The sequence below is a fragment of the Methylobacterium sp. V23 genome, assembly GCF_002917135.1.
In the GTDB taxonomy this organism is placed as follows: Bacteria; Pseudomonadota; Alphaproteobacteria; order Rhizobiales; family Beijerinckiaceae; genus Methylobacterium.
Genome location: NZ_PDHT01000027.1, coordinates 1 through 23,314 on the forward strand (window position 1 = coordinate 1; position 23,314 = coordinate 23,314).

Consider the following 23,314-nt stretch of genomic DNA (forward strand, 5'->3'; position numbering starts at 1 on the left):
TCGCTGTGCCGCGTTATAGCGCGATAGGTTCGTTTCTGGCGTTGCTCCGTCTCGGAGGCTTTCGGCTTAGTATCAGACAATAAATATTCCTGGTCAAAGCTTAGAGCTGCACCAGGATGTACCTAATTTGTCGGCGGTGAGTTTCCACGAAGGGGCGTTCTGATCCTCACATTCTGGTGAGCATAGAAGCTAGTTTTTCTCGCCAAAGGTCACATCAGTGTTGCCCAAAGAGCGCCCATGCTGGTCAGCTCTTCGCTCCCTGGAACGGCCGGAACAGCCACGCAAGCCGACCTGCCTCCTCGTCCTCGGCATCGCTGATCAGATCGATGATCTGGCCGAGCGATGCCGGCAGGTCGACCTCGTACTTGTCCAAGATGATGGCTGCGTCGAGCAGCGCGTTGATGTGAGCCTTGGGAATGGGCTCGTCTGCTGCCTGAGCTGCCAGCACGCGGTCAGCGAGAAGCGTCGAAAGGTGGGAGACCTCTGCCAGTCGTTCCGGCAGATCTCCCTCCGATGATGGCGCCTCCTTGCCTACTTCAGCCACGTCGCCCTGCGGCTCACCACGAGCGTTATCACAAAGGCGGACAGGGCAGAGCCTGTGACGTCTTCGAGAACAAGTAGCGGCTCATCAGGCAATGCGGTGATCCATACGAACATGGTCACCCCGACGCAGAAGACTGCAATCGCTAGGATTGTGCGCGTAACCTCTTTCATGACCGCTTTGCCTTCAGCGCTTCCTCAACAAGGCGGCGGATGGCTTCGGAGCGCGAGGGAATGTCCGTCTCGGTGCGTCGCCAATCGTCGATAGCGTTGGCCTGCGCGTCCGTGAGACGAAGCTGAACGGACACAGGAAAATCCCGGCCCGCTGGCCGACCGGCCTTTTTCGCATTTACCGGAATTGACTCGCGCATATTTCTGATTTACCAGAAAGGCAGGCCAAGCGGAAGCGCGAACTTCCTGCTTGGCCCTAACCATCCACGAACCCCGAGAAACGCAAATGGCTATCCAAGCCCCTATCACGCCGGCTTGTGCCGGTGAACGCGGTCGCCTGCGCAAACCACAGCCAGGCCCTGTGACGCTTGCCGTCCGGGCGATGCGCCAGACGGAAGCCGCCTCCTGGCAAGCGCGTCAGGACCAGGAAGAGCGCCGCGCGCTCGCCGCCCTTCGAGCCCGCATCGCTGCGCAGTTCGCGGCCGACGCTGCCTTGCTGGAAGGAGTTGGCGCATGAGCACGCCCGCATCAGGATCTGCCGTGTTCTCGGCCGTCTCAGATATGGAGGAAAGGGTGCGCGACCTCGTGGGGTTTGCACAGGCGCTCTGTGTCTTCGGGTCGTCTAGCACCTACATTCCTCCGAAGGCCGTCCACGTTCTCGCAGAGGCGTTGGAAGCACTGGCCGCGCGGCTCGAAACGCAATGGGAATTGGCGTTCAAGCTCGCTGCGGAGGCCAAGCAATGACCGGCCCTGCTAACCGCCGGGGCTTCCTCTCCGGCCTCGTCTCGCTTCCACTGATCGGCGGTGGCGTGACGCTCATCGGCAAGCCTGTCGGCGCGGCCGAGGCGCCGTCGCGGCTCTGCATGGAGAGCTACCTCGCGTGGCTGCACTTCGAAAAGCGGGCCGTGCACTCGGCCCTCTATCCCGAGATCCCCAAGGGCACGTTCGTGCCGCTGGATAACAAGGGTGCGCTGTTCCACTTTGCCGACCGCTTCGGCCATGAGGGCTGGTGGCAGCGCGTGGAGCAGGAAGCGCTTGGCCGTGCGCCTGTCGTACTCGCGACGGTCGGCTGTGACTGGCGGGAGGGCGACGCATGAAAGCCCGCGACTTCAACCTCGCCGCCGCAGATCACACCCTCATTGACCTAGAAGGCTGGGTTCAGGTGCTCTCAGTCATGTCAGACTCACGCGAGGACGTAGCGCCCTTCGCCATTCGCATGATCTGCAATGCCCTCGATGACTGCGTTCGCCAGCTGCGTGTGGCAACTGGCACGGCCGACGACAAAGCGGAGACGCTTCGGTGATGAGTCCCATGCGCCTGATCCAATCCCTCAGTCACATCTGGCTCATCCGAGCCGCCCGCCGCGATATGCGGGCCGCTGCCTTCTACGTCGGCCGTGCCGAAGATCGGCTGAAGGCTGCAGGCCTAGCGTTGCCTCCGAGCGAGATACGGGTGCCGATGATGGCCTTCCAACGATCACGCACCGACTCAGGAGCGCCTAACGAAGCGAGCTTTGAACCCCGGGTGAACCCCCAGCCTTAGAAACAGAAAAGGCGACCCGAAGGCCGCCCTTTCTAACTCGCTCTCAAAGAACGAAAATTAATGGTCGGAGCGAGAGGATTCGAACCTCCGACCCCTAGTCCCCCAGACTAGTGCGCTAACCGGGCTGCGCTACGCTCCGACGCCCCTCGCGGGGTGAGGGGTCTTTAGCTTTCCGGTTTGCGGGGCGCAACCCCAAACATGAAGCCCGGATGCGGGGTCCGCATCCGGGCTCGGGTCAGTCTCAGGCGTGGGAGGGCGCCGCGTGCGGATCGTGCTTGTCCGGCGTGGTGTTGTGTGGGTCCTTGCCGCGCTTCTTGGCGAGCCAGATCAGAAAGTTCCGGATCACCACGTAGAAGACCGGGGTCAGGAAGAGGCCGAACACCGTGGCGCCGATCATGCCGAAGCACACCGCGGTGCCGAGTGCCTGGCGCATTTCGGCGCCGGGCCCGGTGGCGATCACCAGCGGCACCGTGCCGAGGATGAAGGCGAAGGCCGTCATCAGGATCGGGCGCAGGCGCAGGCGGCAGGCCTCGACGGCGGCGGCCACGGGGCCCTTCCGCTCGGTCTCCTCCAGCTGGTGCGCGAACTCCACGATCAGGATGGCGTTCTTGGCTGCCAGGCCGATCAGCACGATCAGGCCGATCTGGGTCAGGATGTTGTTGTCCTGGCCTCGCAACTGCACCCCGAACAGGGCCGCGAGCACGCCGGTGGGCACCACGAGCAGGATCGCCAGCGGCAATGCCCAGGATTCGTACTGCGCAGCGAGCACGAGGAAGACGAGGAGCACGCCCAGCGCGAACACGTAGATCGCCGTGTTGCCCGCTGCCTTCTGCTGGTAGGCGATCTCGGTCCAGTCGTAGGCGTAGCCGTCCGGCAGGTTGTCCTTGGCGATGGCCTCCATGGCGTCGAGGGCCTGGCCGGTGGAGATGCCGGGCTTGGCCGTGCCCTGGACCGGCACCGAGTAGTAGAGGTTGAAGCGCTGGACGATCTGCGGGCCGGTGATCTCGCGGATCGTGGCCAGCGTGCCCATCGGCACCAGGGCGCCCGTGGAAGAGCGGACCTTCAGCTGCTCGATGTCCTGCTTCGAGACGCGGAACGGGGCGTCGCCCTGCACGCGGACCTGATAGATGCGGCCCAGGGTGTTGAAGTCGTTGACGTAGGCGCCGCCGAGGGCCGTCTGCACCGTCGAGAACACGTTGCCGAGCGGCACGTTGAGCATGCGCGCCACCGTGCGGTCGATGTCGAGGTAGAGCTGCGGCGTGTCGTTGCCGAAGGTGGTGAACACCCGCTGCACGTCGTTGCTCTGATTGGCCTTGCCGAGGACCTCGCCGACCGCGCCGAGGAGCGGGCCGATGGACGAGCTCTGCCGGCTCTCGATCTGCATCTTGAAGCCGCCGCCCTGGCCGAGACCGCGCACCGGCGGCGGCGGGATGACGATGACGCGGGCCTCCTGGATGTCGGCCGTGGCCTTGATCACCTCGTTGGTGATCACCGCCGCGCTCCGCCCCTGGCCGGCACGCTCCTTGGCGCCCGCCAGCGTGATGAACATCACGCCGGAATTGGTGGTGTTGGTGAAGGTCGCGCCGTCGAAGCCCGCGATGATGACGGTGTTGGTCACGCCTTCGATCTTGCGGGCCGCGGCCGCCGCCCGGTTCACCACCTCGGTCGTGCGGTCGAGGGAGGCGCCCGAGGGCAGCTGCACCACGCCGATGAGGTAGCCCTGGTCCTGGTCCGGGATGAAGCCGGTGGGCGTCGTCTGGACCAGGTGGAGGGTGGCGGCGATGACGGCCGCGTAGACGATCATCATCGCGATCAGCCCGATCGCGTAATTCGTCAGGCCGTAGATGATCCGCCCATAGGTGTTCGAGAGCCAGTCGAAGCCCTTGTTGAACATATCCGCCAACCAGGCGACGAAGCGGAAGAGGAAGAACTTCGGCTTGGCATGCTCGTGGTGGGGCCTCAGGAGCAGCTTGCAGAGCGCCGGCGAGAGCGTCAGCGAGTTGAACATCGAGATGATGGTCGAGGCCGCGATGGTCAGCGCGAACTGCTTGTAGAACTGGCCGGTGATGCCCGGGATAAAGGCGGTGGGGATGAACACCGCCGAGAGCACCAGGGCGATGGCGACGACGGCGCCGCCGACCTCGTCCATGGTCTTGTGCGCGGCGTCGCCCGGCGACAGGCCCTCGGCCATGTTGCGCTCGACGTTCTCCACCACGACGATGGCGTCGTCGACCACGATGCCGATGGCGAGCACGAGCCCGAACAGGGTGAGGTTGTTCAGCGAGAACCCAAAGGCCGACATGGCCGCGAAGGTGCCGACCAGCGAGACCGGGATCGCGATCACCGGGATGAGCGCGGTGCGCCAGCTCTGGAGGAAGACCAGCACCACGATGACGACGAGGCCGACGGCTTCGAAGAGGGTCTTGTAGACCTCGTGGATCGACTCCTCGATGAACTCCGTCGGGTTGTAGGCGATGCGGTACTCGATATCCGGCGGGAAGTTCTTCTTGAGGTTGTCCATCACCTTGCGCACCGACGCGGCGGCGTCGAGGGCGTTGGTGCCGGGGCGCTGGAAGGCGCCGATGCCGATGGCGGGCGTGTCGTTGAGGAACGAGTTGGTGGTGTAGTCCTTCTGGCCCATCTCGACGCGGGCAATGTCCTTCACCCGCACGAGGCGGCCGTCCGCGGCCTTGACGATGACGTCGGCGAATTCCTCGGGGCTCTGGAAGCGACCCTGCGACTGGACGATGAGCTGGAAGGCCTGGCCTGTGGCGGCCGGTGGCGAGTTCAGGGCGCCTGCCGCCACCTGCACGTTCTGCTCGGACAGGGCCGTGATGACGTCGGAGGTGGTCAGGCCGTAGGCCGCGAGCTTGTTCGGATCGAGCCAGACGCGCTCGGCGTACTCGTTGCCGCCGAAGATGGTGATGTCGCCGACGCCGTCGAGGCGCAGGAGTTCGTCGCGGATGTTCAGGTAGATGTAGTTGGCGAGATAGTTCTGGTCGTAGGTCTTCTTCGGCGACAGCAGGTGCACCACCAGCATCAGGTCCGGCGAGGCCTTGCGGACGGTGACGCCGAGGTTGCGCACGTCCGGCGGCAGGCGCGGCTGGGCGACCGAGAGACGGTTCTGAACCAGAACGTTCGCGATATCGAGGTTGGTGCCGACCTTGAAGGTCACCGTCAGCAGCATGTTGCCGTCGTTGGTCGACAACGACGTCATGTAGAGCATGTTGTCGACGCCGTTGACCTCCTGCTCGATCGGTGTGGCGATCGTGGCCGCCACCGTCTCGGCGTTGGCGCCCGGGAAGCTCGCGCGCACGGTCACGGTCGGCGGCACGATCTCGGGGTACTGGGCCACCGGCAGCGACAGGTAGGCGACGTAGCCGAGGATCAGGAAGACGATCGACGTGACCGACGCGAAGATCGGCCGATCGACGAAGAAGTGGGCAAAACGCATCGCTTGAACCTCTCGCCGCATGCGGCCCGCACGCGCGGGTCCGAGGCGGCACCGTTTCTTCGTCCGCGGTCTGGTGTTCGCTCCCCGGCCGTGGCCGGTCGGGGATGATCGTCTCGGGAGCGGCGTCCGCCTCGGGACCCGCCCGTCAGGTCTCGCTGGGCGTCAGGTCCTGCTGGGCGGCAGGGTGGAGGCTTCGGCCGCCACCTTGGCGCCCGGACGGACACGGGTGACGCCGTTGACCACGACGCTCTCGTCGCCTTTCAGGCCCTCGCGGATGACCCGGTAGCCATCGACCTTCGGGCCGAGCTTGACCTCGCGCAGAGACACCGTGCCGTCGTCGGCGACGATGTAGACGATGCGCTTGTCCTGGTTGGCCGAGACCGCCTCGTCGGGCAGCAGAATGCCCTGGTAAGGCTTGGTCGCGGGCAGCGAGACGACGCCGAACAGTCCGGGCTTGATGAACCCGTCGGGGTTCTCGACGGTGGCGCGCAGCAGCACCGTGCCGGTGGCGTTGTCGACGCGGTTGTCCACGAAGTCGAGGGTACCCTTGCGGGTCGGCTTGGCCTCCCCGGTGAGCGCGATCAGGATCGGGACGCCCTTGCCCTTCTGGGTCTCGCCCATGCCGATGCCGAGGCTGCCCTGGTACTTCAGGAACGAGCGCTCATCGACGGTGAAGCCGAAATAGATCGGATCCAGGGACACGATCGTGGTGAGCAGGGTCTGGTCGGTGATGACGATGTTGCCCTCGGTGACCAGGCGCCGGCTGATGCGACCCGAGATCGGGGCCTTCACCTCGGTGAAGTCGTAGTTCAGCTGCGCCTGGCGCAGCTGCGCGTCGGCGCTGTCGACATCGGCCTGCGCGGTCTGCGAGGCCTGACGACGCTGGTCGGTGACCTGCTCTGAGATGTTGCCGGACTTGCTCAGCGTCTGAGCGCGATCGAGGTCGGTCTGCGAGAAGTTGAGCCGGGCCTTCGCCGAGACCAGGGCCGCCTGCGCCTGGTCGAGGGCTGCCTTGTAGGGCCGACGGTCGATGACGAAGAGCAGGTCGCCCTTCTTCACCGTGGCACCGTCCGTGAAGTTGACCTTCTCCAGGTAGCCGGTGACGCGCGCCCGGACATCGACGATGTCGACCGGGTCGAACCGGCCGGTATAGGTGTCGGTCTCGACGATCTCGCGGACCACCGGCTTGGCGGTTGTGACCTTCGGCGGCGGTCCGCCCGGGGCCTGGGCCTGGGCGGAGGAGACGAGGACCGGCGCGACGAGCGCCGAAGCGACCAGTCCGACGACCGGAAGAAGACTGAAGATCGAGCGCATGCGCATATGGTTGTTCCCTACGATGCGCCAGCTAGAGGTCCGCCGCGACCAATGTCGTGCGCTGCCACACATGCTCTGCGCATGCCTTATACCTCGACGGGTTCGCCGGAGCCGGCCCAATCCTTGAATCCACCCCGGTAATGCGCCTCGATCGGCAACCCGGCGTTCTGGGCGGCCGCCAGCGCGTGGACCGAGCGCACCCCCGACATGCACGAGAAGACCGGTTTCCGGCGGTCCTCTGCGAGCAGCGTCGCGAGCGCCCCGGGGTCGAAGGTGGAGAGCGGATGGGTGACCGCGCCGGGGATGTGCCCTTGCTCGAATTCGTGCGGCTCGCGCACATCGATCACCAGCATGGACTGGTCGGCGAGGCCGGCCTTGATCGCATCCCGGTCCAGGTCGACAACCTTCATCCGTCTATCCTCTCTCGGACCGTCCCGTGCACGGTCGGACAATGACGGATGTTCTTAGGCGTCAGTCGTCAGGACGGCAAATGGTGCGCGCCAGGGCGTCCTCGACGGTCTCGAAATGCGCGGTCCAGCTCGGCAGGTCTGTGTCCGTTGTCCGGCGCGCGAGAGCATCGCGCAGGGCGGAGCCCGGCGCCGAGAGATCCTCCACCGCCCGGCGCCAGCCCGGGCCGTCGAGGGGATCGAGGAACGCGGCGAATTCCGCGCCGATCTCCCTGTGGACCGCGAGGTCCGAGGCCACGACCGGCAGGCCCGAGGCCGCGGCCTCGACCACCGGCAGGCCGTATCCCTCCGCGAAGGAGGGCATCAGCAGGGCGGTGGCCGAGCGCAGCAGCGCCGCGAGGCCGTGGCTCGACAGGCCGCTGACTTCGGTGACGTGCGCGCGGATGGCGGGACAGCGCTCGAGCATGTCGATGATGTTCTCCGCTTCCCAGCCGCGTCGGCCGACCAGGACGAGTCGGGGGGTGTCGGGCCCGTGCCGCTCGGCGAGGTCGCGCCAGAGATGCAGCAGCGCCAGGTGGTTCTTGCGCGGCTCGATGGTGCTGCAAGCGACGAAGGTCGGGCGCGCGGGCGTGAAGGACGGGCCCTGCCCCGCCCGCCGGAACACCGGCTCGACCCCGAGGAGCGCCACCGTGACGGGCGGCGTCGGCCGCCCCAGCGCGACGCAGTAACGGGCGAAGCGCTCGCCGACGTCGCGGGAATTGACCAGCACGTGCGCGGCGTGGCGGGCAATGGTCTCCATCCGGACCCGGTGCCGCTCCGCCTCGCCGGGCCGACCGTATTCCGGATAGTCGATCGGGATGAGGTCGTGGACGAAGAAGACGGGCCGGATGTCGCGGCGGTCGTAGAGCCAGTCGAATCGGCCCGGCTTGTCGAGGCGCAGGTGCGAGGTGTGCAGGTAGACGGTCCCCAGGGGCAGGATCTCGGGGCCGCGGGCGCGCAGGGTCGTGGCCGCCGTCCGGGCCTGGATCTGCCGCCGGTCCCCGGCGCCGCCGCGCCCGGGCGCGGCGGCCGGCGGACCACCGTCGCCGGTCGATCCCAGGGCCGCTGCCAGCCGACGGTAGACCGGGTCCTGCGTCGCGTCGCGGTCCTCGATCCAGCCGGCCGCCACGGCCTCGACGATGCCGAGCGCCTCCGCCCGCGCCAGTACGCGTGGGCCGAACGCCGTCGAGACCAGGCCGAAGCGGTCTCCTGCCTGGGCCAGGACATGCCGGGCATAGGCGAGGTCGACCCGGTCGATGCCGCTCGGGCTCGGATGCCGCAGGCGGCTGATGAGGCGGGTCAGGTCGAAGGCGAGGCTCGGGACGGGCATGATCCTCCGGTGGCGTTCAGCTGCGGTGCCGTATGGCCGGTATCCGCTTCGCGCCTATATGCGCACGCCTCAGCCCGAGGCTACCCGCGGCCGATGCCGCCAACGAGAGCAACGTTTCGTGTCTCCCGGATACCTGCCCTTCGCCGGCGCCCTCGACCTGCCCGCCTACACCTGTGACAATTGTGGGTTCTGGCAGCGCCATTTCGAGCGGCCGCCGGCCTGCCCGATGTGCCTCGACGCCCGCCACGTGGTGCCGCAGAAGGGATGGCAGTTCTGGACCGAGCGGGAGGCGCAGGAGCGGTTTCCCTGCCACTGGGAGGAGTTGGAGCCCGGCGTGTGGCGGTTCTGGAACGATCCCGTCTCAGGCATTGGGCCCAGTGCCTACCTGGTCCAGACACCGACCGGGAATATGGGCTTCGAGGCCTGCCCGGTCTTCAGCGAGGCGGCCCTCCAGCACATCGCGAGCCTCGGAGGCATGCAGGTGCTGTCCTCTTCGCACCCCCATGCCTACGGCGCCCTCGTGCAGCTTCAGGACCGCTTCGACCCGGAGCTCTGCCTGCCGGCCGCCGACTTCATCTGGAGCGCGGCGCTGCAGGTGTCGTGGCCCTACGACGATTTCCTCGAGCCCCTCCCCGGCCTCGAACTCCACCGCACGGCCGGCCACTTCGACGGCCACGCGGTCCTGTTCGATCGGGAACGGAAGATCCTGTTCTGCGGGGACGCCCTGAAGTTCGAGCTCGACCCGAAGGATTTCCGGCGCGCGCTGACCATCTCGGCCCACAAGGCCTTCGTGCGCGGTGTGCCGCTGACCACGAACGAGCTGCGGCGATACCGCGACGTCTTCGCCCAGCTCGACTTCACCCAGACCTGGACACCCTTCGAGCCGGCCGCCAATTGCGGCCGGGCCGAGGTGCTGGCGCTGATCGACGGCATGCTGGCGACCCGCCCGCATGCCGCCCCGGTGCCCCTCGACACCCTGCGCCGCTGAAGGCACGACAGGACCGATCCGACCGGCCCCGCCGGAAAAGCGGATCCGGGCTCGCCGTGGCACCGCCCGGGCCGGGTCAGGCGCGCGTCGCGGCGGTCTGACCGAACATGACTTTCTTGGCCTCTTCGCTCAGGGTCTTCCCGAAATCCGGGTTGATCTCCGGTGCGCGGGCATAGGCGGCCTTCGTCGCCGGGCGCTCGGCGATCGCATGGAACCAGCGCTGGAGATTCGGGAAGTCTTCCAGGCGCTGACCCTGCTTCTCGTAGGGCACGATCCAGGGATAGCTGGCCATGTCGGCGATCGTGTAGTCGGCGCCGGCGACGAAGGGCCGGTCGGCGAGACGCCGGTCGAGGACGCCGTAGAGCCGGTTGGTCTCCTTGACGTAGCGGTCGATGGCGTAGGGCACCTTCTCGGGCGCGTACTGGGTGAAGTGGTGGTTCTGGCCGAGCATGGGCCCGAGGCCACCCATCTGCCAGAACAGCCATTGCAGCACCTCGGCGCGGCCGGCCACGTCCCGGGCGATGAAGCGCCCGGTCTTCTCGGCGAGGTAGAGCAGGATCGCGCCGGACTCGAACAGCGAGACCGGGGCACCTCCACCGGCCGGCGCGTGATCGACGATCGCCGGCATGCGGTTGTTCGGGGCGATCGCCAGGAAGTCTGGCTTGAACTGGTCGCCTTTGCCGATGTTCACCGGCTTCAGGGTGTAGTCGAGCCCCGCCTCTTCGAGGAACATCGTGACCTTGTGGCCGTTCGGGGTCGGCCAATAGTGCAGATCGATCATCGCGGTCTCCGTGCTGCGCGCCGGGGCTCGGTCCGGTCGCGTCGGGCCCGAGGTGGGACTCGGAGGAACGGGGGTCAAGCTGGGGGGATGACGGCCGCGGGCGGTCGTTCAAATGCGCCGCAGTTTCACAACGGGGAATTCAGGGGACCATGGTTGCCTCGTCGGGAGCGAGGGAGCGACGGGATGGTCAGCGCAATATCGGCAAGCAGCGGTGGGCTTCTGGCGGCGACGCAGCGCTACGCCACGGCGGCTGAGGGGATCGCGACCATCGGCACCAGCCTGCCGAGCGCGACCCAGGTCGATCTCTCGACCACCGCCGTCCAGCTCATGCAGGAAAAGACCAATATCGGGATGAACACCGCCATCCTGAAATCCACGCTCGAATCCGAGCGCCGGGTCCTCGACATCCTCGCCTGAGCCGCGGATCGCCTCGTACGTTTTCGGAGGATCGACGCCCATGACGATCACCGTTCCCCTGACGCAGGTCGGCATCATCCGCGCCACCGAGATCGTGCATGGCGCCCGAAACGACGCGCCGCGACGCCATGAAACTGAGCCGCGCACCGTCTCCGTCGAGGTCGATCGGGCACGGGATGCGGAGGGCGACGTGATCGGTCGTCAACGCCGCATCGTCGACGTACGGGTCTAGATCGTCGTCCCCAGCGTAGCGGGCACCCGGACTTGGATTTGGAACTGCGCTTGGCCACCTGGGGCGTACGCCCACCCTGCTGACGCATGAGCACGCAAGTCTGCGCTGCCCGATTCGGATCGTGGCGCGATTCAGGCTCTGCGCCCGCTCGTTTCACGATCCCCATGAGCAGAGATCGAGGCTGCGTCGGTCCTGGCACCCAGACCTCGTGGCCGCCATCCTGGCCCTCCCGGAAACACGCTTGCTTCGGCGGTCGGAACATGGGGTCAGCGCGACCGTTCCGTCGGAAGGTTATCGCAGATTTTCTCGGAGCCTTCCCCAGAGCGAGGGTTGCGCGCGAGGCGCGCCTGCCTCAGGCCGCCCTGGAATCGCGCGCCGGGCGCTTCGCATCGGCATCGATCTCACGCCCCTTGGCGGCGATGTCGCGCAGCATCTTGACCATGGCGTCCGTCTGATCGTCCGTGGCTTCGTCAAAGGCCGCGTCCGTACCCCAATCGTTGCCCCGCCGCAGCATGATCACGGCGCCCGCCGCGGCGGCGCAGAGGCTCGCGGTCAGGGGCGCACCCATGACCGCGGTCAGGACGCCGTACGGCAGCAGCAGCGCCGTCGAGATCATGCCTCCGCCCAGGGCGGCCAATAAAATCAAGAACATCGATCGACCCTCGTTCGAGCTTTAATAGCATGGTTCGACCGCGGTGATTGCCTTGGTTGCCGTCATCATGAGTGCCGCGTTAACGATCAACTTCGCATTCGAGACGTGTTCGCGACGTCTTTGTCGGCCGTTCTGCGAACGACTCCTGTCAGGACCAGACGCGCAGGATGATCAGCAATCCGACCGGTACGACGAACATCAGGGCGATCGCCCACTGGATGTCGTTCCGCGCACGTTTGACTTCGCCTTCCAGAGCGTCGATGCGCGCCTCCAGGGCGCGGTATCTTGGATCGCTCATGCCCGGCTCCGTTGATTCGGTTTGGAAGCCCGATCTGGCGGGGCGCGATCGGCGCTGTCCAGCGACGCGGGAGCCGGCGAGCCGCGCGGCGGTATGTGGCGAGGCGGTGCGTGTTTGGCGCCGGGAATCGGGTCGGCTGGGAGCCGCAGAGGGCAACGGCGCATGACCGACAAAGGCGGTGGGGGACGATTCCCGTCCCTGAGAGCGCCATGGTGGCGTCCCGCGGCATTTCCTGTCCCGATCCTCGCCTCGCGCCGGTTGCCATTTCGCCGCCGAAACCGTACGTCCCCTCTACGCGCAAGCGTGTCGGGGTGTAGCGCAGTCTGGTAGCGCATCTGGTTTGGGACCAGAGGGTCGTAGGTTCGAATCCTATCGCCCCGACCATCATTTCCGCCGAGGCTCCCTGGAGTTGGACGACCCGATGTCGAGCGCCCGCATCTACCAGCCCGCGAAGGATCCGACGCAGTCCGGTACGGCGCGTGCCAAGGCGTGGGTGCTGGAATTCGACCAGACCGCGCCGCGCGAGACGGATCCGCTGATGGGCTGGACCGGCTCGTCCGACATGTTGCAGCAGGTCCACCTCGAGTTCGAGACCCGCGAGGAGGCCGTGGCCTACGCGACGCGCGCCGGGCTGTCCTACCGGGTCGAGGAGCCGCAGAAGCCGATTCTGCGCAAAGGCCTGTCCTACTCGGAAAATTTCAAGTTCAACCGCACCGCGCCCTGGACCCACTGAGACGCGGCCTCCAGCGCCTCAGAGCTGGATCAGGATCGTGATGGCTCCGAAGATCAGGACGGAGCCGACCGCAGCGGCGAGCAGGATCAGGGCGGCGCGCGATTCGCGCAGGTCGTCGTTCATCATCGTCGCAGGCTAGCGCGGTCCGGGACTGCCGCCAATCCTCACGGGCGTTGCGCCGCGGCGCGGACCGATATGCCGCGTCCACCCTTTCAGAAGAAGATCGGCCGCGCGCTGGCGTGGTGCTCGGCCAGGACCGCGTCGTTGGCGGGGTCGATCTCCCTGAGAACCGCATCGTAGCCCCAGAGATCGGCGAGGTGCTGAAGCACCCGCTTGGCATCGTCCTTCTGCAGGGTGATGCGATTGAGCGCACGGTGATGCACGATGAGGCGCCGATCCCCTTCGAGATCGACGTCCACCACCTCGATGTCCGGGTCGAGCCAGGCCACATCGTATTGCCGCGCAAAGGAGCGCCGCATCTTGCGATAGCCGCGCTCGTCGTGGATCGCCTCGACGTAGAGCTCCGACTCGTCGGGGTCATCGACGACGTGGAACAGGCGCATGTCGCGCATGAGCTTGGGCGACAGGAACTGCGCGATGAAGCTCTCATCGCGATAGTTCGCCCAGACGTCGCGCAGGGTCGCCATGGCGTCGCCGGTGCCGGCGATCTCAGGAAACCACGCGCGGTCCTCCTCCGTGGGCTGCTCCACGATGCGGGCGATGTCCTGCATCATGGCAAAGCCGATGGCGTAGGGGTTGTGGCCGTTATAGCCGCGCTCGTTGTAGTTCGGCTGGCGCACGACGTTGGTGTGCGATTGCAGGAACTCGAGATAGGCCGCCTCACCGATCAGGCCCTTCTCGGACAGGGCGTTCATGATCCGGTAGTGGCAGTAGGTGGCGCAGCCCTCGTTCATCACCTTGGTCTGGCGCTGCGGGTAGAAGTACTGCGCCACGAGGCGGACGATGCGCAGGATCTCGCGCTGCCAGGGTCGCAGACGGGGGGCCGCCTTCTCCAGGAAATACAGGATATTTTCCTGCGGCAGTTCGAGGAGCGCCTTGCGACGCTCCGCGGCGAGATCGGGGCGGGCTCCGGCCACTTTCTGCGGCAGCGTGCGCCAGAGGTCGTTGTAGATCTGCTCGCCGTGCTCGGCCCGCTCGCGCTCACGGCGCTGCTCGGAGGCCAGATCCGGTCGCTTCTTGCGCGGATAACGGTGGACGCCCTGGCTCATCAAGGCGTGGGCGGCATCGAGCACCGCCTCGACGGCGGCGTGGCCGTGGCGCTCCTCGCAGCGTGAGATGAAGCCCTTGGCGAAATCGAGGTAGTCGAGGATGCCTTCGGCATCGGTCCACTGCTTGAAGAGGTAGTTGTTCTTGAAGAAGTGGTTATGGCCGAAGGCCGCGTGGGCGATGACCAGCGTCTGCATCGTCGCCGTATTCTCCTCCATGATGTAGGAGATGCACGGGTCCGAGTTGATGACGATCTCGTAGGCGAGCCCCATCATGCCGCGCCGGTAGCCGGCCTCGTGCTGGGCGAAGTGCTTGCCGAAGGACCAGTGCTTGTAGAACAGCGGCATGCCGATCGACGCGTAGGCGTCGAGCATCTGCTCGGCGGTGATGATCTCGATCTGATTGGGGTACCACGACAGGCCGAGCGCCCGCGCCTCGACCTCGCAGGCGTCGTGGATGCGCCGGATCGTGTCGAAGTCCCAATCGTTCCCGGTGAAGAGCGGCTCCTGGCCGCCGGAGATCGGCTGGGGCGTGGGGCGGATGATGCTGCCGACCATACGATTTACGCCTTCCTCGAAAGGTCCAACTTCGAAGGGTCCGTGTCCCGCGCAGCCGGTGACCCGACGCGCCGGCTTCAAGCCTCGGCTTCCGCCCGGGCATCCTTGCGCCCGAACAACTCGCGGAAGACCGGATAGATGTCGCGGCGATGGTTGACCTTGCGCATGGCGATCGGCGCGCCGGTCTTGGCCAAGCCCTCGTAGGTCCGCCACAGGGTGGTGCGGTGCTCGACGAAGCCGGCCCGGGGGCCGTTCTCGTCGCCGACCTCCAGATAGGCGAAGTGCTGGCAGGCCGGCAGGATGTGGGCGCGCAGCAGCTCCGTCGAGGTCGGCCCATCGCTGGAGACGTTGTCGCCGTCGGAGGCCTGCGCGGCGTAGATGTTCCAGTCGTTAGGGTCGTAGCGCTCGGCGATCACGCGCTTCATCTCGACGAGAGCCGAGGAGACCAGGGTGCCGCCGGTCTCGCGCGAGCCGAAGAACGTCTCCTCGTCCACCTCCGTCGCCTTGTCGGTGTGACGGATGAAGACGATTTCCACGTGCCGGTAGCGCCGCGTCAGGAAGATGTGCAGCAGGATGTAGAAGCGCTTGGCGAGATCCTTCATGTGCTCGGTCATCGAGCCCGAGACATCCATGAGGCAGAACATCACCGCCTGTGCCACCGGGCGCGGGTAGGTCTCGAACCGGCGGTAGCGCAGGTCGAGGGGATCGACGTAGGGGATGCGCTTGGTGCGCTCGCGCAAGCCCGAGAGTGCCAGGAGCAGGTCCGGCAGGTCGGGGTCGCTCGACGGCGTCGCGGCGATGCGCGCTTCGAGGGCGGCGATCTCGTCGGGCTTCGGGCGCTTGAGGGCGATGCGCCGCGACATGGAGTTGCGCAGGGTGCGCGTCAGGGCGAGGTTCGCCGGGGAGCCCGAGATCGTGTAGCCGGCCCGGCGAAGCCCCTCGGTCTCCACCACCGAGAGCCGGCGCTTGGCGAGATCGGGCAGTTCGAGGTCCTCGAGGAACAGTTCGAGGAACTCCTCGCGGGTGAGCACGAAGCGGAAGGCGTCCTCGCTGTTCTCCGAGCCGTCGCCGCCCTCCCCCGAGCCCTTGCCCCCGCCGCCCGACGGCGGGCGCTCGATCCGGTCGCCCTCCACGTAGGTCTTGTTGCCGGGCAGGATGTGGTCGTGCAGGCCGGTGCCCGGCTGGCGGGCGAAGCGCGGCTCGCGAACCCCATCGGCCGGCACCGAGACGCGGCCGTCCTTGCCCAGGTCCTTGATGTCCTTTTCCCGCGCGGATTCCCGCACGGCCCGCTGGGCCACATCCTTCACGCGGCGCAGGAAGCGTTGGCGGTTGGCGAGGCTCTTGCCCCCGGGATTCAGACGGCGGTCGACGATGTGCATCCGATGTGTGTGCCTTCGCCCTCAAGACCAATGTGGGATCGGCGGAGCGGGGCGACCACCCATGGCGGCCGCCCCGTCACCGTGCGGACAAGGCTCGGTCGATGCCTTAGCCCGCCTGCTTCACCCGCATGTACCACTCGACCAGGCGGCGGACCTGCCGCTCCGTGTAGCCGCGGGCCACCATCCGGTCGACGAACTCGCCGTGCTTCTTCTCCGTCTCGCCGTCCTTCTTCGAGCCGAAGGAGATCACCGGCAACAGCTCCTCCACCTGGCTGAACATGCGTCGCTCGATGACCTCGCGCAGCTTCTCGTAGCTCGTCCAGGACGGATTGCGCCCGCCATGCTGCGCCCGCGAGCGCAGGGCGAATTTCACCACCTCGTTGCGGAAGTCCTTCGGATTGGCGATGCCCGCCGGCTTCTCGATCTTGGTCAGCTCCTGGTTCAGGAGCTCGCGGTTGAGAAGCTGCCCGGTCTCGGAATCCTTGAAGTCCTGGTCCTCGATCCATGCATCGGCGTAGTCGATGTAACGGTCGAACAGGTTTTGACCGTAGTCGTGGTAGGATTCGAGGTAGGCCTTCTGGATCTCGTGACCGATGAACTCCGCGTAGCGCGGCGCCAACTCCGTCTTGATGAACTCCAGGTAGCGCTTCTCGGTTTCGGGCGGCAGCTGCTCGCGCCGCAGGGCCTGCTCCAGCACGTACATGAGGTGGACCGGATCGGCCGAGACTTCGGTCGTGTCGTGGTTGAAGGTCGCCGCCATCACCTTGAAGGCGAAGCGGGTCGAGATGCCGTCCATGCCCTCGTCGACGCCGGCGGCATCCTTGTATTCCTGCATGGAGCGGGCGCGGGGATCGACCTCGCGCAGGGACTCGCCGTCGTAGACCCGCATCTTCGAGAAGGCGTTCGAATTGGCGTGCTCGCGCAGACGCGAGAGCACCGAGAAGCGGGCCAGCATCTCCAGGGTCCCCGGCGCGCAGGCGGCGGCGGAGAGTTCGGAGCCCGAGACCAGCTTCTCGTAGATGCGCTGCTCCTCGGTCACTCGCAGGCAGTAGGGCACCTTGATGACGTAGATGCGGTCGATGAAGGCTTCGTTGTTCTTGTTGGTCTTGAAGGTCTGCCACTCGGACTCGTTCGAGTGGGCCAGGATCACGCCGGTGAACGGGATCGCACCGATGTTCTCGGTGCCGACATAGTTGCCCTCCTGCGTCGCGGTGAGCAGGGGGTGCAGCATCTTGATCGGCGCCTTGAACATCTCGACGAATTCGAGGACGCCCTGGTTCGCCCGGTTGAGGCCACCGGAGTAGGAGTAGGCGTCGGGATCGGCCTGCGAGAGCGTCTCCAAGCGCCGGATATCGACCTTGCCGACGAGGCTGGAAATGTCCTGGTTGTTCTCGTCGCCGGGCTCGGTCTTGGCGATCGCGATCTGGCGCAGGCGCGAGGGCCTGACCTTGATGACCTTGAACTTCGAGATGTCGCCGTTGAACTCGTCGAGGCGCTTCAGGGCCCAGGGGCTCATCAAACCGGTGAGCCGGCGCCTCGGGATGCCGTAGCGCTCCTGGATCTCGGCCCCCATCGTCTCGGGGTCGAACAGGCCGAGGGGACTCTCGAAGACCGGGGAGACCTCGTTGCCGGCCTTCAGCACGTAGATGGGATGGGTCTCCATCAGCGCCTTGAGACGCTCGGCCAGGGAGGACTTGCCGCCCCCGACCGGCCCGAGCAGGTAGAGGATCTGCTTGCGCTCTTCCAACCCCTGCGCCGCGTGGCGGAAGAACGAGACGATGCGCTCGATCGTCTCTTCCATTCCGTAGAATTCGGCGAAGGCGGGGTAGACCCGGATCGTCCGGTTCATGAACACGCGCCCGAGGCGCGGATCCTTCGCCGTATCCACGAATTCCGGCTTTCCGATCGCCTCGAGGATGCGCTCGGCGGCGGAGGCGTACATCAACGGCTCGTCGCGGCACGCTTCGAGATATTCGGAGAGGCTCATCTCCGTATCGCGACGCGCCTCGTAGCCACGGGCGAAGCTCTGGAACAGGTCGTTCGTCGACGGCATAGGCTTTCCGATCCCCTCACGACAGCGACAGCTTCATCCTGTCTCGCCTTGGATGCAACTGACAGGCCCAGTTTTGTCGCAGCGCGGTCACCACGGAATTTGGGCGTGTGATGCGTGCCACAGTGCGATGGGCGGGCCTGTCACTCGGGTTCGGTGCCGGGGCCGCGGACGGTCTTCCGCTGCGGCCCCGGGAAGGCTCACAAGTCGGTGGACTCCTTCTTCGCTGCGTCCGGCTTGGCCGTGTCGGATTTGGCGGCGTTCACGGTGATCTTGATGTTCTGAGTCTGCACGTTCCCGTCGGAATCCTTGACGTCCACCGTCACCTCGTCGCTGCCGGTGAAGCCGTCCTTGCTCTGGTAGAACACCGCCTGCACGGCGGCCTCCTTGCTCGGGCAGCGGTACTTCGCCGGGGTCTTGATCTTGCCGACCTTGGTGATGAGCGAGCCGTTCTTCGGCGCACCGCTGACCCGGATCTCAGGCATCGGGCCGGTGGAGCAGTCCTTCTTCAGGTTCGGCACGATGGCGAGGCGCACGCTCTTGCCGCTGGCGGCGGTCTCGCTGCGGGTGACCGTGGTCTGCGCCAGGGCCGGCCCGGCCAGGAGGGTGCCAGCGACCAGGAAGGTGAGGGAACGGGCGAGCAGCATGCGGGACGAACTCCGATCACGCCGGGCGATCCGCGCGGGACGCGGTGGATTCGGTCCGGGTGCTGCGGATGTGGGGATCGCTGGCGCGGCCGTCGAGTGGGCAACTGCCCGCCTCTCGGTCACCGCCCTGCCCTCAGGCGTCGCCGATGGGTTCGGGCGGCAGGCGCAGGCCTGCCAGGGCGGTGCGGCAGGCCCTCAGGTCTGCGAGGGCGTCCACCAGAACCGTCCGCTGCTCAGCGGTGAGGCCGTCGCCGGAGGCGAGGTCGGCCGGCAGAGCCTCGTGCTCGGCATCCTGAATCGAGGGCGCGGCCGCCACAGCCTCACCGCGGCCCACCGACTGGACGAAGCGCAGGCCGCGCTCCCGCAGCACCCGCTGGGCGCCCTTGATGGTGTAGCCCTGCCCATGCAGCAGGCGCTTGATGCCTTTCAGGAGGTCGAGGTCGTCGGGCCGGTAGTAGCGCCGGCCGCCAGCCCGCTTCACCGGGCGGATCTGCGTGAAGCGCGTTTCCCAGAAGCGCAGGACGTGCTGCGGCACGTCGAGTTCGTCAGCGGCTTCCTTGATGGTGCGGAAGGCGCCCGCGCTCTTCTCGGGTGCCTCGCGCACGGGCTCCTCCCCGTCGCGAGGGTCGGCTTTCGGTTCTTCGATCCGCGCGGCGAGGGACATGGAGGACCTACTCGTCGTCGTGCTCGGCCGCGCCGTTCAGGCCGTTGATCCGGGCCTTCAGCACGTTCGAAGGCTTGAACACCATCACTTGACGTGGCTCGATCGCCACCTCGACCCCGGTCTTCGGGTTACGCCCGACCCGGCGCCCCTTGCTGCGCACGACGAAGGATCCGAACGAGGACAGCTTCACCGTCTCTCCGCTGGCGAGGCAGGTGCAGATCTCGGACAGAACCGTTTCGACCAGGGCGGAGGACTCGGTCCGCGAGAGCCCGACCTGCTGGTAGACGGCCTCGCTCAAATCGGCGCGTGTGACCGTCTTTCCTGTCATGCGATATTCCCCAAGGCGATTCGAGTTTTCTTAGTATCTCTATGATTGCGCACGCTAATCGGCGTTCACCCCGGGGTCAACAGCGCGCGAGGCTCCGTTTCGGAAACGGGTCCTGCCTACCAGCGAATGAGGGCCGCGCCCCAGGTGAATCCGCCGCCGATCGCTTCGATCATCACGAGGTCCCCGGGCTTGATCCGGCCGTCCTTGCGGGCGACGTCGAGGGCCAGCGGGATCGAGGCCGCCGAGGTGTTGCCGTGCCGGTCGACGGTGAGGACCACCTTCTCGCGGGCGATGCCCAGCTTGTCGGCCGATGCCTCGATGATCCGTCGGTTGGCCTGATGCGGGACGAACCAGTCCAGATCCTCGGCCGTGGTCCCGGACGCCCGGAAGGCGTCGTCGATGACGTCGGTCACGGAGCCGACGGCGAAGCGGAAGACCTCCTTGCCGATCATCCGCAGGTGGCCGGTGGTGCCGGTGGAGCCTGGGCCACCATCGACGTAGAGTTTCTCGCGGTGCCGTCCGTCCGAGCGCAGGCTCGCCGTGAGCACGCCGCGATCGGCGCTGGTGCCCTCCCCGTCCTGGGCCTCCAGCACGACGGCGCCGGCGCCGTCGCCGAACAGCACGCAGGTCGTGCGATCCTCCCAGTCGAGGATCCGCGAGAAGGTCTCGGCCCCGATGACCAGGGCGCGCTTGGCGCTCCCGGTGCTCAGGAACTTGTCCGCGGTGGTCACGGCGTAGACGAAGCCGGCGCAGACGGCCTGGACGTCGAAGGCGAAGCCGCCCCGCAGGCCGAGCGCCGCCTGGATCTCGGTGGCGGTGGACGGGAAGGTGTGGTCGGGCGTCGAGGTGGCGCAGATGATGAGGTCGATGTCGTCGGCGGCGAGGCCGGCCTCGTCGAGCGCCGCCCGGGCGGCGCGCGCCCCCAGGACCGAGGTGGTTTCGGTGGCGTCCGCCAGGTAGCGCTGGCGGATGCCGGTGCGCTGCACGATCCAGTCGTCGGAGGTGTCGACGGTGCGGCTGAGTTCGTCGTTGGTGACGCATCGGGCCGGCAGGGCGGATCCGCAGCCGACCACGACGGAGCGCAGGATGCGTCCGGGGGCCACCTTTTCGGCGATGGCCTGCCCGCTCATGACCGTCATGGGGCCGTCCTTCTGTTCACGGCCCGGCTCATGGCGCGGCCGGGGCCGGCGTCAGGTCGAGCATGTCGCGGATGGTGCGCATGAGGTCGTGCCGGGCCATGTCATGGGCGAGGTCGACCGCCGCCGCGAAGCCGTGCGCGTCCTCGGAGCCGTGACTCTTGATGACGATGCCCTCGAGACCGAGGAACACGCCGCCATTGGCCCGACTCGGGTTCATCTTGTCCCGCAGGGTCTTGAAGGCTTGGCGGGCGAAGAAGTAGCCGATCTTAGCCGAGAGGGTCCGGCTCATGGCGGCCCGCAGGTAGCTGCCGATCTGCTTCGCCGTTCCCTCGGCGGTCTTCAGGGCGATATTGCCGGTGAAACCCTCGGTGACGACGACGTCGACCGTGCCCTTGCCGAGATCGTTACCCTCGACGAAGCCGTGATAGGCGAGGTTCGGCAGGTCGGTCTCGCGCAGGTAGCGGGCCGCTTCCTTGACGGCCTCGTTGCCCTTCATCTCTTCGGTGCCGACGTTGAGAAGCCCGACGGTCGGCCGGTCGAGGTCGAACACGATCCGGGCCATGGCCGAGCCCATCACCGCCATCTCGACGAGGTGCTCGGCATCGGTTCCGATGGTGGCGCCGACGTCGAGGACCACGCTCTCGCCGCGCACCGTCGGCCAGAGGCAGGCGATGGCCGGGCGCTCGATGCCCGCAAGGGTCTTCAGGCAGATCTTCGACATCGCCATCAGGGCGCCGGTGTTGCCAGCCGAGACGGCGGCATCGGCCTCGCCGTCCTTCACAGCCTGGATCGCGCGCCACATCGAGGATTTGCCGCGCCCCGAGCGAACGGCCTGACTCGGCTTCTCGTCCATGGAGATCGCCATCGTGGTGTGACGGATCTCGACGGCGCCCTTCAGGCGCGGCTCGGCGGCCACCAGTGGCGTGAGGATTGCCTCGTCCCCGAACATCAGGAACGTCATCTCGGGATGGCGCCCGCGGGCGATGGCGGCGCCGGGCACCACGGTCGTGGGTCCGTGGTCGCCGCCCATGGCGTCGAGCGAGATGCACACTCTCTGGGACATGGTGGGTGGCCGGTGGCCTCTGATCGCGGAAAAGAACGGCCCCCCGGCGGGAGGCATCACGGTGAGCGGGGATGGTGGCGAACGACCAGCCCCCTGCTCGGCGGGGCGGAAAATAGCGATTGAAGCCCGCCGGGCAAACGAAATCTGAGCGGTTTGCCGAAAGCCGTTCCGATCTGGCGGTCGCGGGTCTCAGTCGTTGGCCGGCTTGAGCCCGCGCAGGGCCGCCAGCGGCGGCTCCTCCAGATCCTCGATATGGGGCTCGAAGGCCACCCCGGGCTTGCGCGGATAGGGGTCGAGCCCGAGCGCGAGGAACTCGGCCGTGACGGTGCCGAAATCGATCTTGCCTCCCACGATCGGGTCGGGGACGTCGGCATCCTCCGCGTCGGTCCCGGCGAGCCGGTCGGTGTCGGTGAACAGCAGATCCACCGGCTCGGAGACCGGCCCTTCGAAGGCCTCCAGGGACACCGTGCAGACCTGCGTCACCTGCGCCGTCACCGTTCCGCGTACCCGGAAGGCCGAGGGCGGACCGCTCGTCCCGAACGTGCCGAGGAGGTCCCGGATGGCCGGAATCTTGAAGTCGGCGGCCAGGGCCGCGCATTCCTCCGGGCTTGCCGTGACGACGAGCCGCCCATCGCTGCGGCGCAGGCGGTCGACGCTGACGATCCGCGAGAGCGGTCCGGACCCTTCGTGGCGGGGCATATTGTGGCGGGTCGTATCTTGGCGGGTCATGGGACGATCCGTGTCGTGGCGCCGTCCGGTTCGGCCTGGGGAGCGGCGAAGGATTGCGGCGGCGGGAAAGCGGGGCCGGTTCCGATCAGCCCGTCGAGGTCGGCTTGGGAAAGGGCGGCGTCGCTGGCGAGGACGTAGCGGGCGAGGCCGGCCGCCGCCTCCGGCGCGTCGACCCCGAGGACATTGCGCGCGAGCGCGGCCGTCAGCGCCGCCGTGTCCCCGGCGTCGAGCGCGGCATCGTAGCCCTCGGCCCGCCCGTAGAAGGCGGAACCGAGCTTCTTCATGCGCTTCGGGACGCCGAAATCGCCGATCCCGGATTCACGCAGGGACGAGTCGAGCTGCAAGAACACCGAATTCACGAGGTCCTGAGCCACGTCGGCGGCCGGTTCGGGCAGGCGGTTCAAGCGCCGCAGCACCAGGATGACGTGCAGGATCAGGCACTCGAACCGCCCTTCCAGCGTGTCGGGCACGCCGAGGTGAAGGTAGAGATCCGGATCCCGGGCCGCCTGGTTGATGCGCCCATGCAGCGTCTCGATCACCCGCTCGCGCGGGCTCGACCCGCCCCAGGCGCGCAGCCTGTCGAGGAGACCCGTCATCATGGGCACCTCCTCGAATCGGCGGGCGTGAAGCCGG

25 protein-coding genes and 2 tRNA genes are annotated in these 23,314 nt (G+C 67.0%); 8 read left to right on the forward strand and 19 right to left on the reverse strand.

Going from position 1 to position 23,314, the window contains the following annotated elements:
- Nucleotides 1–244 precede the first annotated feature (244 nt).
- Nucleotides 245–544, reverse strand: coding sequence for a hypothetical protein (locus tag CRT23_RS20830; RefSeq protein ID WP_245436452.1), 300 nt, complete (start codon nucleotides 542–544; stop codon nucleotides 245–247).
- A 680-nt stretch (nucleotides 545–1,224) separates the two neighbouring features.
- Here CRT23_RS20830 and CRT23_RS20845 point away from each other — a divergent pair.
- From CRT23_RS20845 to CRT23_RS20855, 3 genes are read left to right on the forward strand one after another with little or no spacing between them, the layout of a single operon-like run.
- Entirely contained in the window at nucleotides 1,225–1,455 is a 231-nt protein-coding gene (locus CRT23_RS20845) for a hypothetical protein (protein WP_146056443.1), read from the forward strand.
- On the forward strand, nucleotides 1,452–1,808 hold the full coding sequence (locus CRT23_RS20850) for a hypothetical protein (RefSeq protein ID WP_103711609.1): 357 nt from the start codon (nucleotides 1,452–1,454) through the stop codon (nucleotides 1,806–1,808). The genes CRT23_RS20845 and CRT23_RS20850 overlap by 4 nt, the downstream gene beginning before the upstream one ends.
- Nucleotides 1,805–2,014 (forward strand): hypothetical protein, encoded by a 210-nt coding sequence (locus CRT23_RS20855; RefSeq protein WP_103711610.1) that lies wholly within the window; start codon nucleotides 1,805–1,807, stop codon nucleotides 2,012–2,014. The genes CRT23_RS20850 and CRT23_RS20855 overlap by 4 nt, the downstream gene beginning before the upstream one ends.
- Before the next feature lie 300 nt (nucleotides 2,015–2,314).
- On the opposite strand, the gene CRT23_RS20860 is transcribed toward CRT23_RS20855, so the two are convergent.
- The 5 genes from CRT23_RS20860 to CRT23_RS20880 all read right to left on the reverse strand — a co-directional run bounded on the left by CRT23_RS20860 (nucleotide 2,315) and on the right by CRT23_RS20880 (nucleotide 8,797).
- Nucleotides 2,315–2,392: transfer RNA gene (locus tag CRT23_RS20860), tRNA-Pro, on the reverse strand.
- Between the two features lie 102 nt (nucleotides 2,393–2,494).
- Nucleotides 2,495–5,707: a multidrug efflux RND transporter permease subunit gene (locus CRT23_RS20865; protein WP_055950531.1), complete on the reverse strand. Its 3,213-nt coding sequence runs from the start codon at nucleotides 5,705–5,707 to the stop codon at nucleotides 2,495–2,497.
- 162 nt (nucleotides 5,708–5,869) lie between these two features.
- Nucleotides 5,870–7,021 carry an efflux RND transporter periplasmic adaptor subunit gene (locus tag CRT23_RS20870; RefSeq protein ID WP_103711671.1) on the reverse strand — a complete coding sequence of 384 codons (1,152 nt, stop codon included), beginning with the start codon at nucleotides 7,019–7,021 and terminating at the stop codon, nucleotides 5,870–5,872.
- Between the two features lie 86 nt (nucleotides 7,022–7,107).
- Nucleotides 7,108–7,431 (reverse strand): rhodanese-like domain-containing protein, encoded by a 324-nt coding sequence (locus CRT23_RS20875; protein ID WP_103711611.1) that lies wholly within the window; start codon nucleotides 7,429–7,431, stop codon nucleotides 7,108–7,110.
- A gap of 61 nt (nucleotides 7,432–7,492) precedes the next feature.
- Nucleotides 7,493–8,797, reverse strand: a complete 1,305-nt coding sequence (locus tag CRT23_RS20880) for a glycosyltransferase family 1 protein (RefSeq protein ID WP_103711612.1) — start codon at nucleotides 8,795–8,797, stop codon at nucleotides 7,493–7,495.
- A gap of 118 nt (nucleotides 8,798–8,915) precedes the next feature.
- Between CRT23_RS20880 and CRT23_RS20885 the strand changes: the two genes are divergently transcribed.
- Nucleotides 8,916–9,785, forward strand: coding sequence for an MBL fold metallo-hydrolase (locus CRT23_RS20885; RefSeq protein WP_103711613.1), 870 nt, complete (start codon nucleotides 8,916–8,918; stop codon nucleotides 9,783–9,785).
- A 76-nt stretch (nucleotides 9,786–9,861) separates the two neighbouring features.
- On the opposite strand, the gene CRT23_RS20890 is transcribed toward CRT23_RS20885, so the two are convergent.
- Nucleotides 9,862–10,566, reverse strand: a complete 705-nt coding sequence (locus tag CRT23_RS20890) for a glutathione binding-like protein (protein ID WP_103711614.1) — start codon at nucleotides 10,564–10,566, stop codon at nucleotides 9,862–9,864.
- A 183-nt stretch (nucleotides 10,567–10,749) separates the two neighbouring features.
- Between CRT23_RS20890 and CRT23_RS20895 the strand changes: the two genes are divergently transcribed.
- Complete coding sequence (locus tag CRT23_RS20895; RefSeq protein WP_103711615.1) at nucleotides 10,750–10,983, forward strand: hypothetical protein; 234 nt, start codon at nucleotides 10,750–10,752, stop codon at nucleotides 10,981–10,983.
- A gap of 40 nt (nucleotides 10,984–11,023) precedes the next feature.
- Entirely contained in the window at nucleotides 11,024–11,215 is a 192-nt protein-coding gene (locus tag CRT23_RS20900; protein WP_103711616.1) for a hypothetical protein, read from the forward strand.
- 352 nt (nucleotides 11,216–11,567) lie between these two features.
- On the opposite strand, the gene CRT23_RS20905 is transcribed toward CRT23_RS20900, so the two are convergent.
- Nucleotides 11,568–11,867 (reverse strand): hypothetical protein, encoded by a 300-nt coding sequence (locus CRT23_RS20905; protein WP_146056444.1) that lies wholly within the window; start codon nucleotides 11,865–11,867, stop codon nucleotides 11,568–11,570.
- A gap of 148 nt (nucleotides 11,868–12,015) precedes the next feature.
- A complete protein-coding gene (locus CRT23_RS28565) occupies nucleotides 12,016–12,165 on the reverse strand; it encodes a hypothetical protein (RefSeq protein ID WP_181017413.1) in 150 nt (49 codons plus the stop codon).
- A 307-nt stretch (nucleotides 12,166–12,472) separates the two neighbouring features.
- On the opposite strand from CRT23_RS28565, the gene CRT23_RS20910 reads away from it, so the two are divergent.
- Both CRT23_RS20910 and CRT23_RS20915 read left to right on the forward strand, forming a co-directional pair.
- Nucleotides 12,473–12,549: transfer RNA gene (locus CRT23_RS20910), tRNA-Pro, on the forward strand.
- A gap of 37 nt (nucleotides 12,550–12,586) precedes the next feature.
- Nucleotides 12,587–12,898 (forward strand): ETC complex I subunit, encoded by a 312-nt coding sequence (locus CRT23_RS20915; RefSeq protein WP_103711618.1) that lies wholly within the window; start codon nucleotides 12,587–12,589, stop codon nucleotides 12,896–12,898.
- A 212-nt stretch (nucleotides 12,899–13,110) separates the two neighbouring features.
- Here CRT23_RS20915 and CRT23_RS20920 read toward each other — a convergent pair whose 3' ends face one another.
- The 10 genes from CRT23_RS20920 to CRT23_RS20965 all read right to left on the reverse strand — a co-directional run bounded on the left by CRT23_RS20920 (nucleotide 13,111) and on the right by CRT23_RS20965 (nucleotide 23,277).
- A complete protein-coding gene (locus tag CRT23_RS20920) occupies nucleotides 13,111–14,682 on the reverse strand; it encodes a SpoVR family protein (protein ID WP_103711619.1) in 1,572 nt (523 codons plus the stop codon).
- A 77-nt stretch (nucleotides 14,683–14,759) separates the two neighbouring features.
- Nucleotides 14,760–16,061, reverse strand: a complete 1,302-nt coding sequence (locus CRT23_RS20925) for a YeaH/YhbH family protein (protein WP_103711620.1) — start codon at nucleotides 16,059–16,061, stop codon at nucleotides 14,760–14,762.
- A 106-nt stretch (nucleotides 16,062–16,167) separates the two neighbouring features.
- Entirely contained in the window at nucleotides 16,168–18,114 is a 1,947-nt protein-coding gene (locus CRT23_RS20930; protein ID WP_055950502.1) for a PrkA family serine protein kinase, read from the reverse strand.
- Nucleotides 18,115–18,311: 197 nt separating this feature from the next.
- Entirely contained in the window at nucleotides 18,312–18,758 is a 447-nt protein-coding gene (locus CRT23_RS20935) for a 4-aminobutyrate aminotransferase (RefSeq protein WP_103711621.1), read from the reverse strand.
- A gap of 133 nt (nucleotides 18,759–18,891) precedes the next feature.
- Entirely contained in the window at nucleotides 18,892–19,422 is a 531-nt protein-coding gene (locus CRT23_RS20940) for a MerR family transcriptional regulator (RefSeq protein WP_103711622.1), read from the reverse strand.
- Nucleotides 19,423–19,429: 7 nt separating this feature from the next.
- Nucleotides 19,430–19,750, reverse strand: a complete 321-nt coding sequence (locus tag CRT23_RS20945; protein ID WP_055950496.1) for an integration host factor subunit alpha — start codon at nucleotides 19,748–19,750, stop codon at nucleotides 19,430–19,432.
- A gap of 116 nt (nucleotides 19,751–19,866) precedes the next feature.
- The gene (locus CRT23_RS20950) at nucleotides 19,867–20,880 is read right to left on the reverse strand and encodes a beta-ketoacyl-ACP synthase III (RefSeq protein WP_103711672.1); all 1,014 of its coding nucleotides are present in this window, start codon (nucleotides 20,878–20,880) and stop codon (nucleotides 19,867–19,869) included.
- Between the two features lie 37 nt (nucleotides 20,881–20,917).
- Nucleotides 20,918–21,952 carry a phosphate acyltransferase PlsX gene (gene plsX / locus CRT23_RS20955; protein WP_103711623.1) on the reverse strand — a complete coding sequence of 345 codons (1,035 nt, stop codon included), beginning with the start codon at nucleotides 21,950–21,952 and terminating at the stop codon, nucleotides 20,918–20,920.
- Between the two features lie 189 nt (nucleotides 21,953–22,141).
- Entirely contained in the window at nucleotides 22,142–22,681 is a 540-nt protein-coding gene (locus CRT23_RS20960) for a DUF177 domain-containing protein (RefSeq protein ID WP_103711624.1), read from the reverse strand.
- Nucleotides 22,678–23,277 (reverse strand): ubiquinol-cytochrome C chaperone family protein, encoded by a 600-nt coding sequence (locus CRT23_RS20965; RefSeq protein ID WP_103711673.1) that lies wholly within the window; start codon nucleotides 23,275–23,277, stop codon nucleotides 22,678–22,680. Before CRT23_RS20965 ends, CRT23_RS20960 begins: the two co-directional genes overlap by 4 nt.
- Nucleotides 23,278–23,314 lie beyond the last annotated feature (37 nt).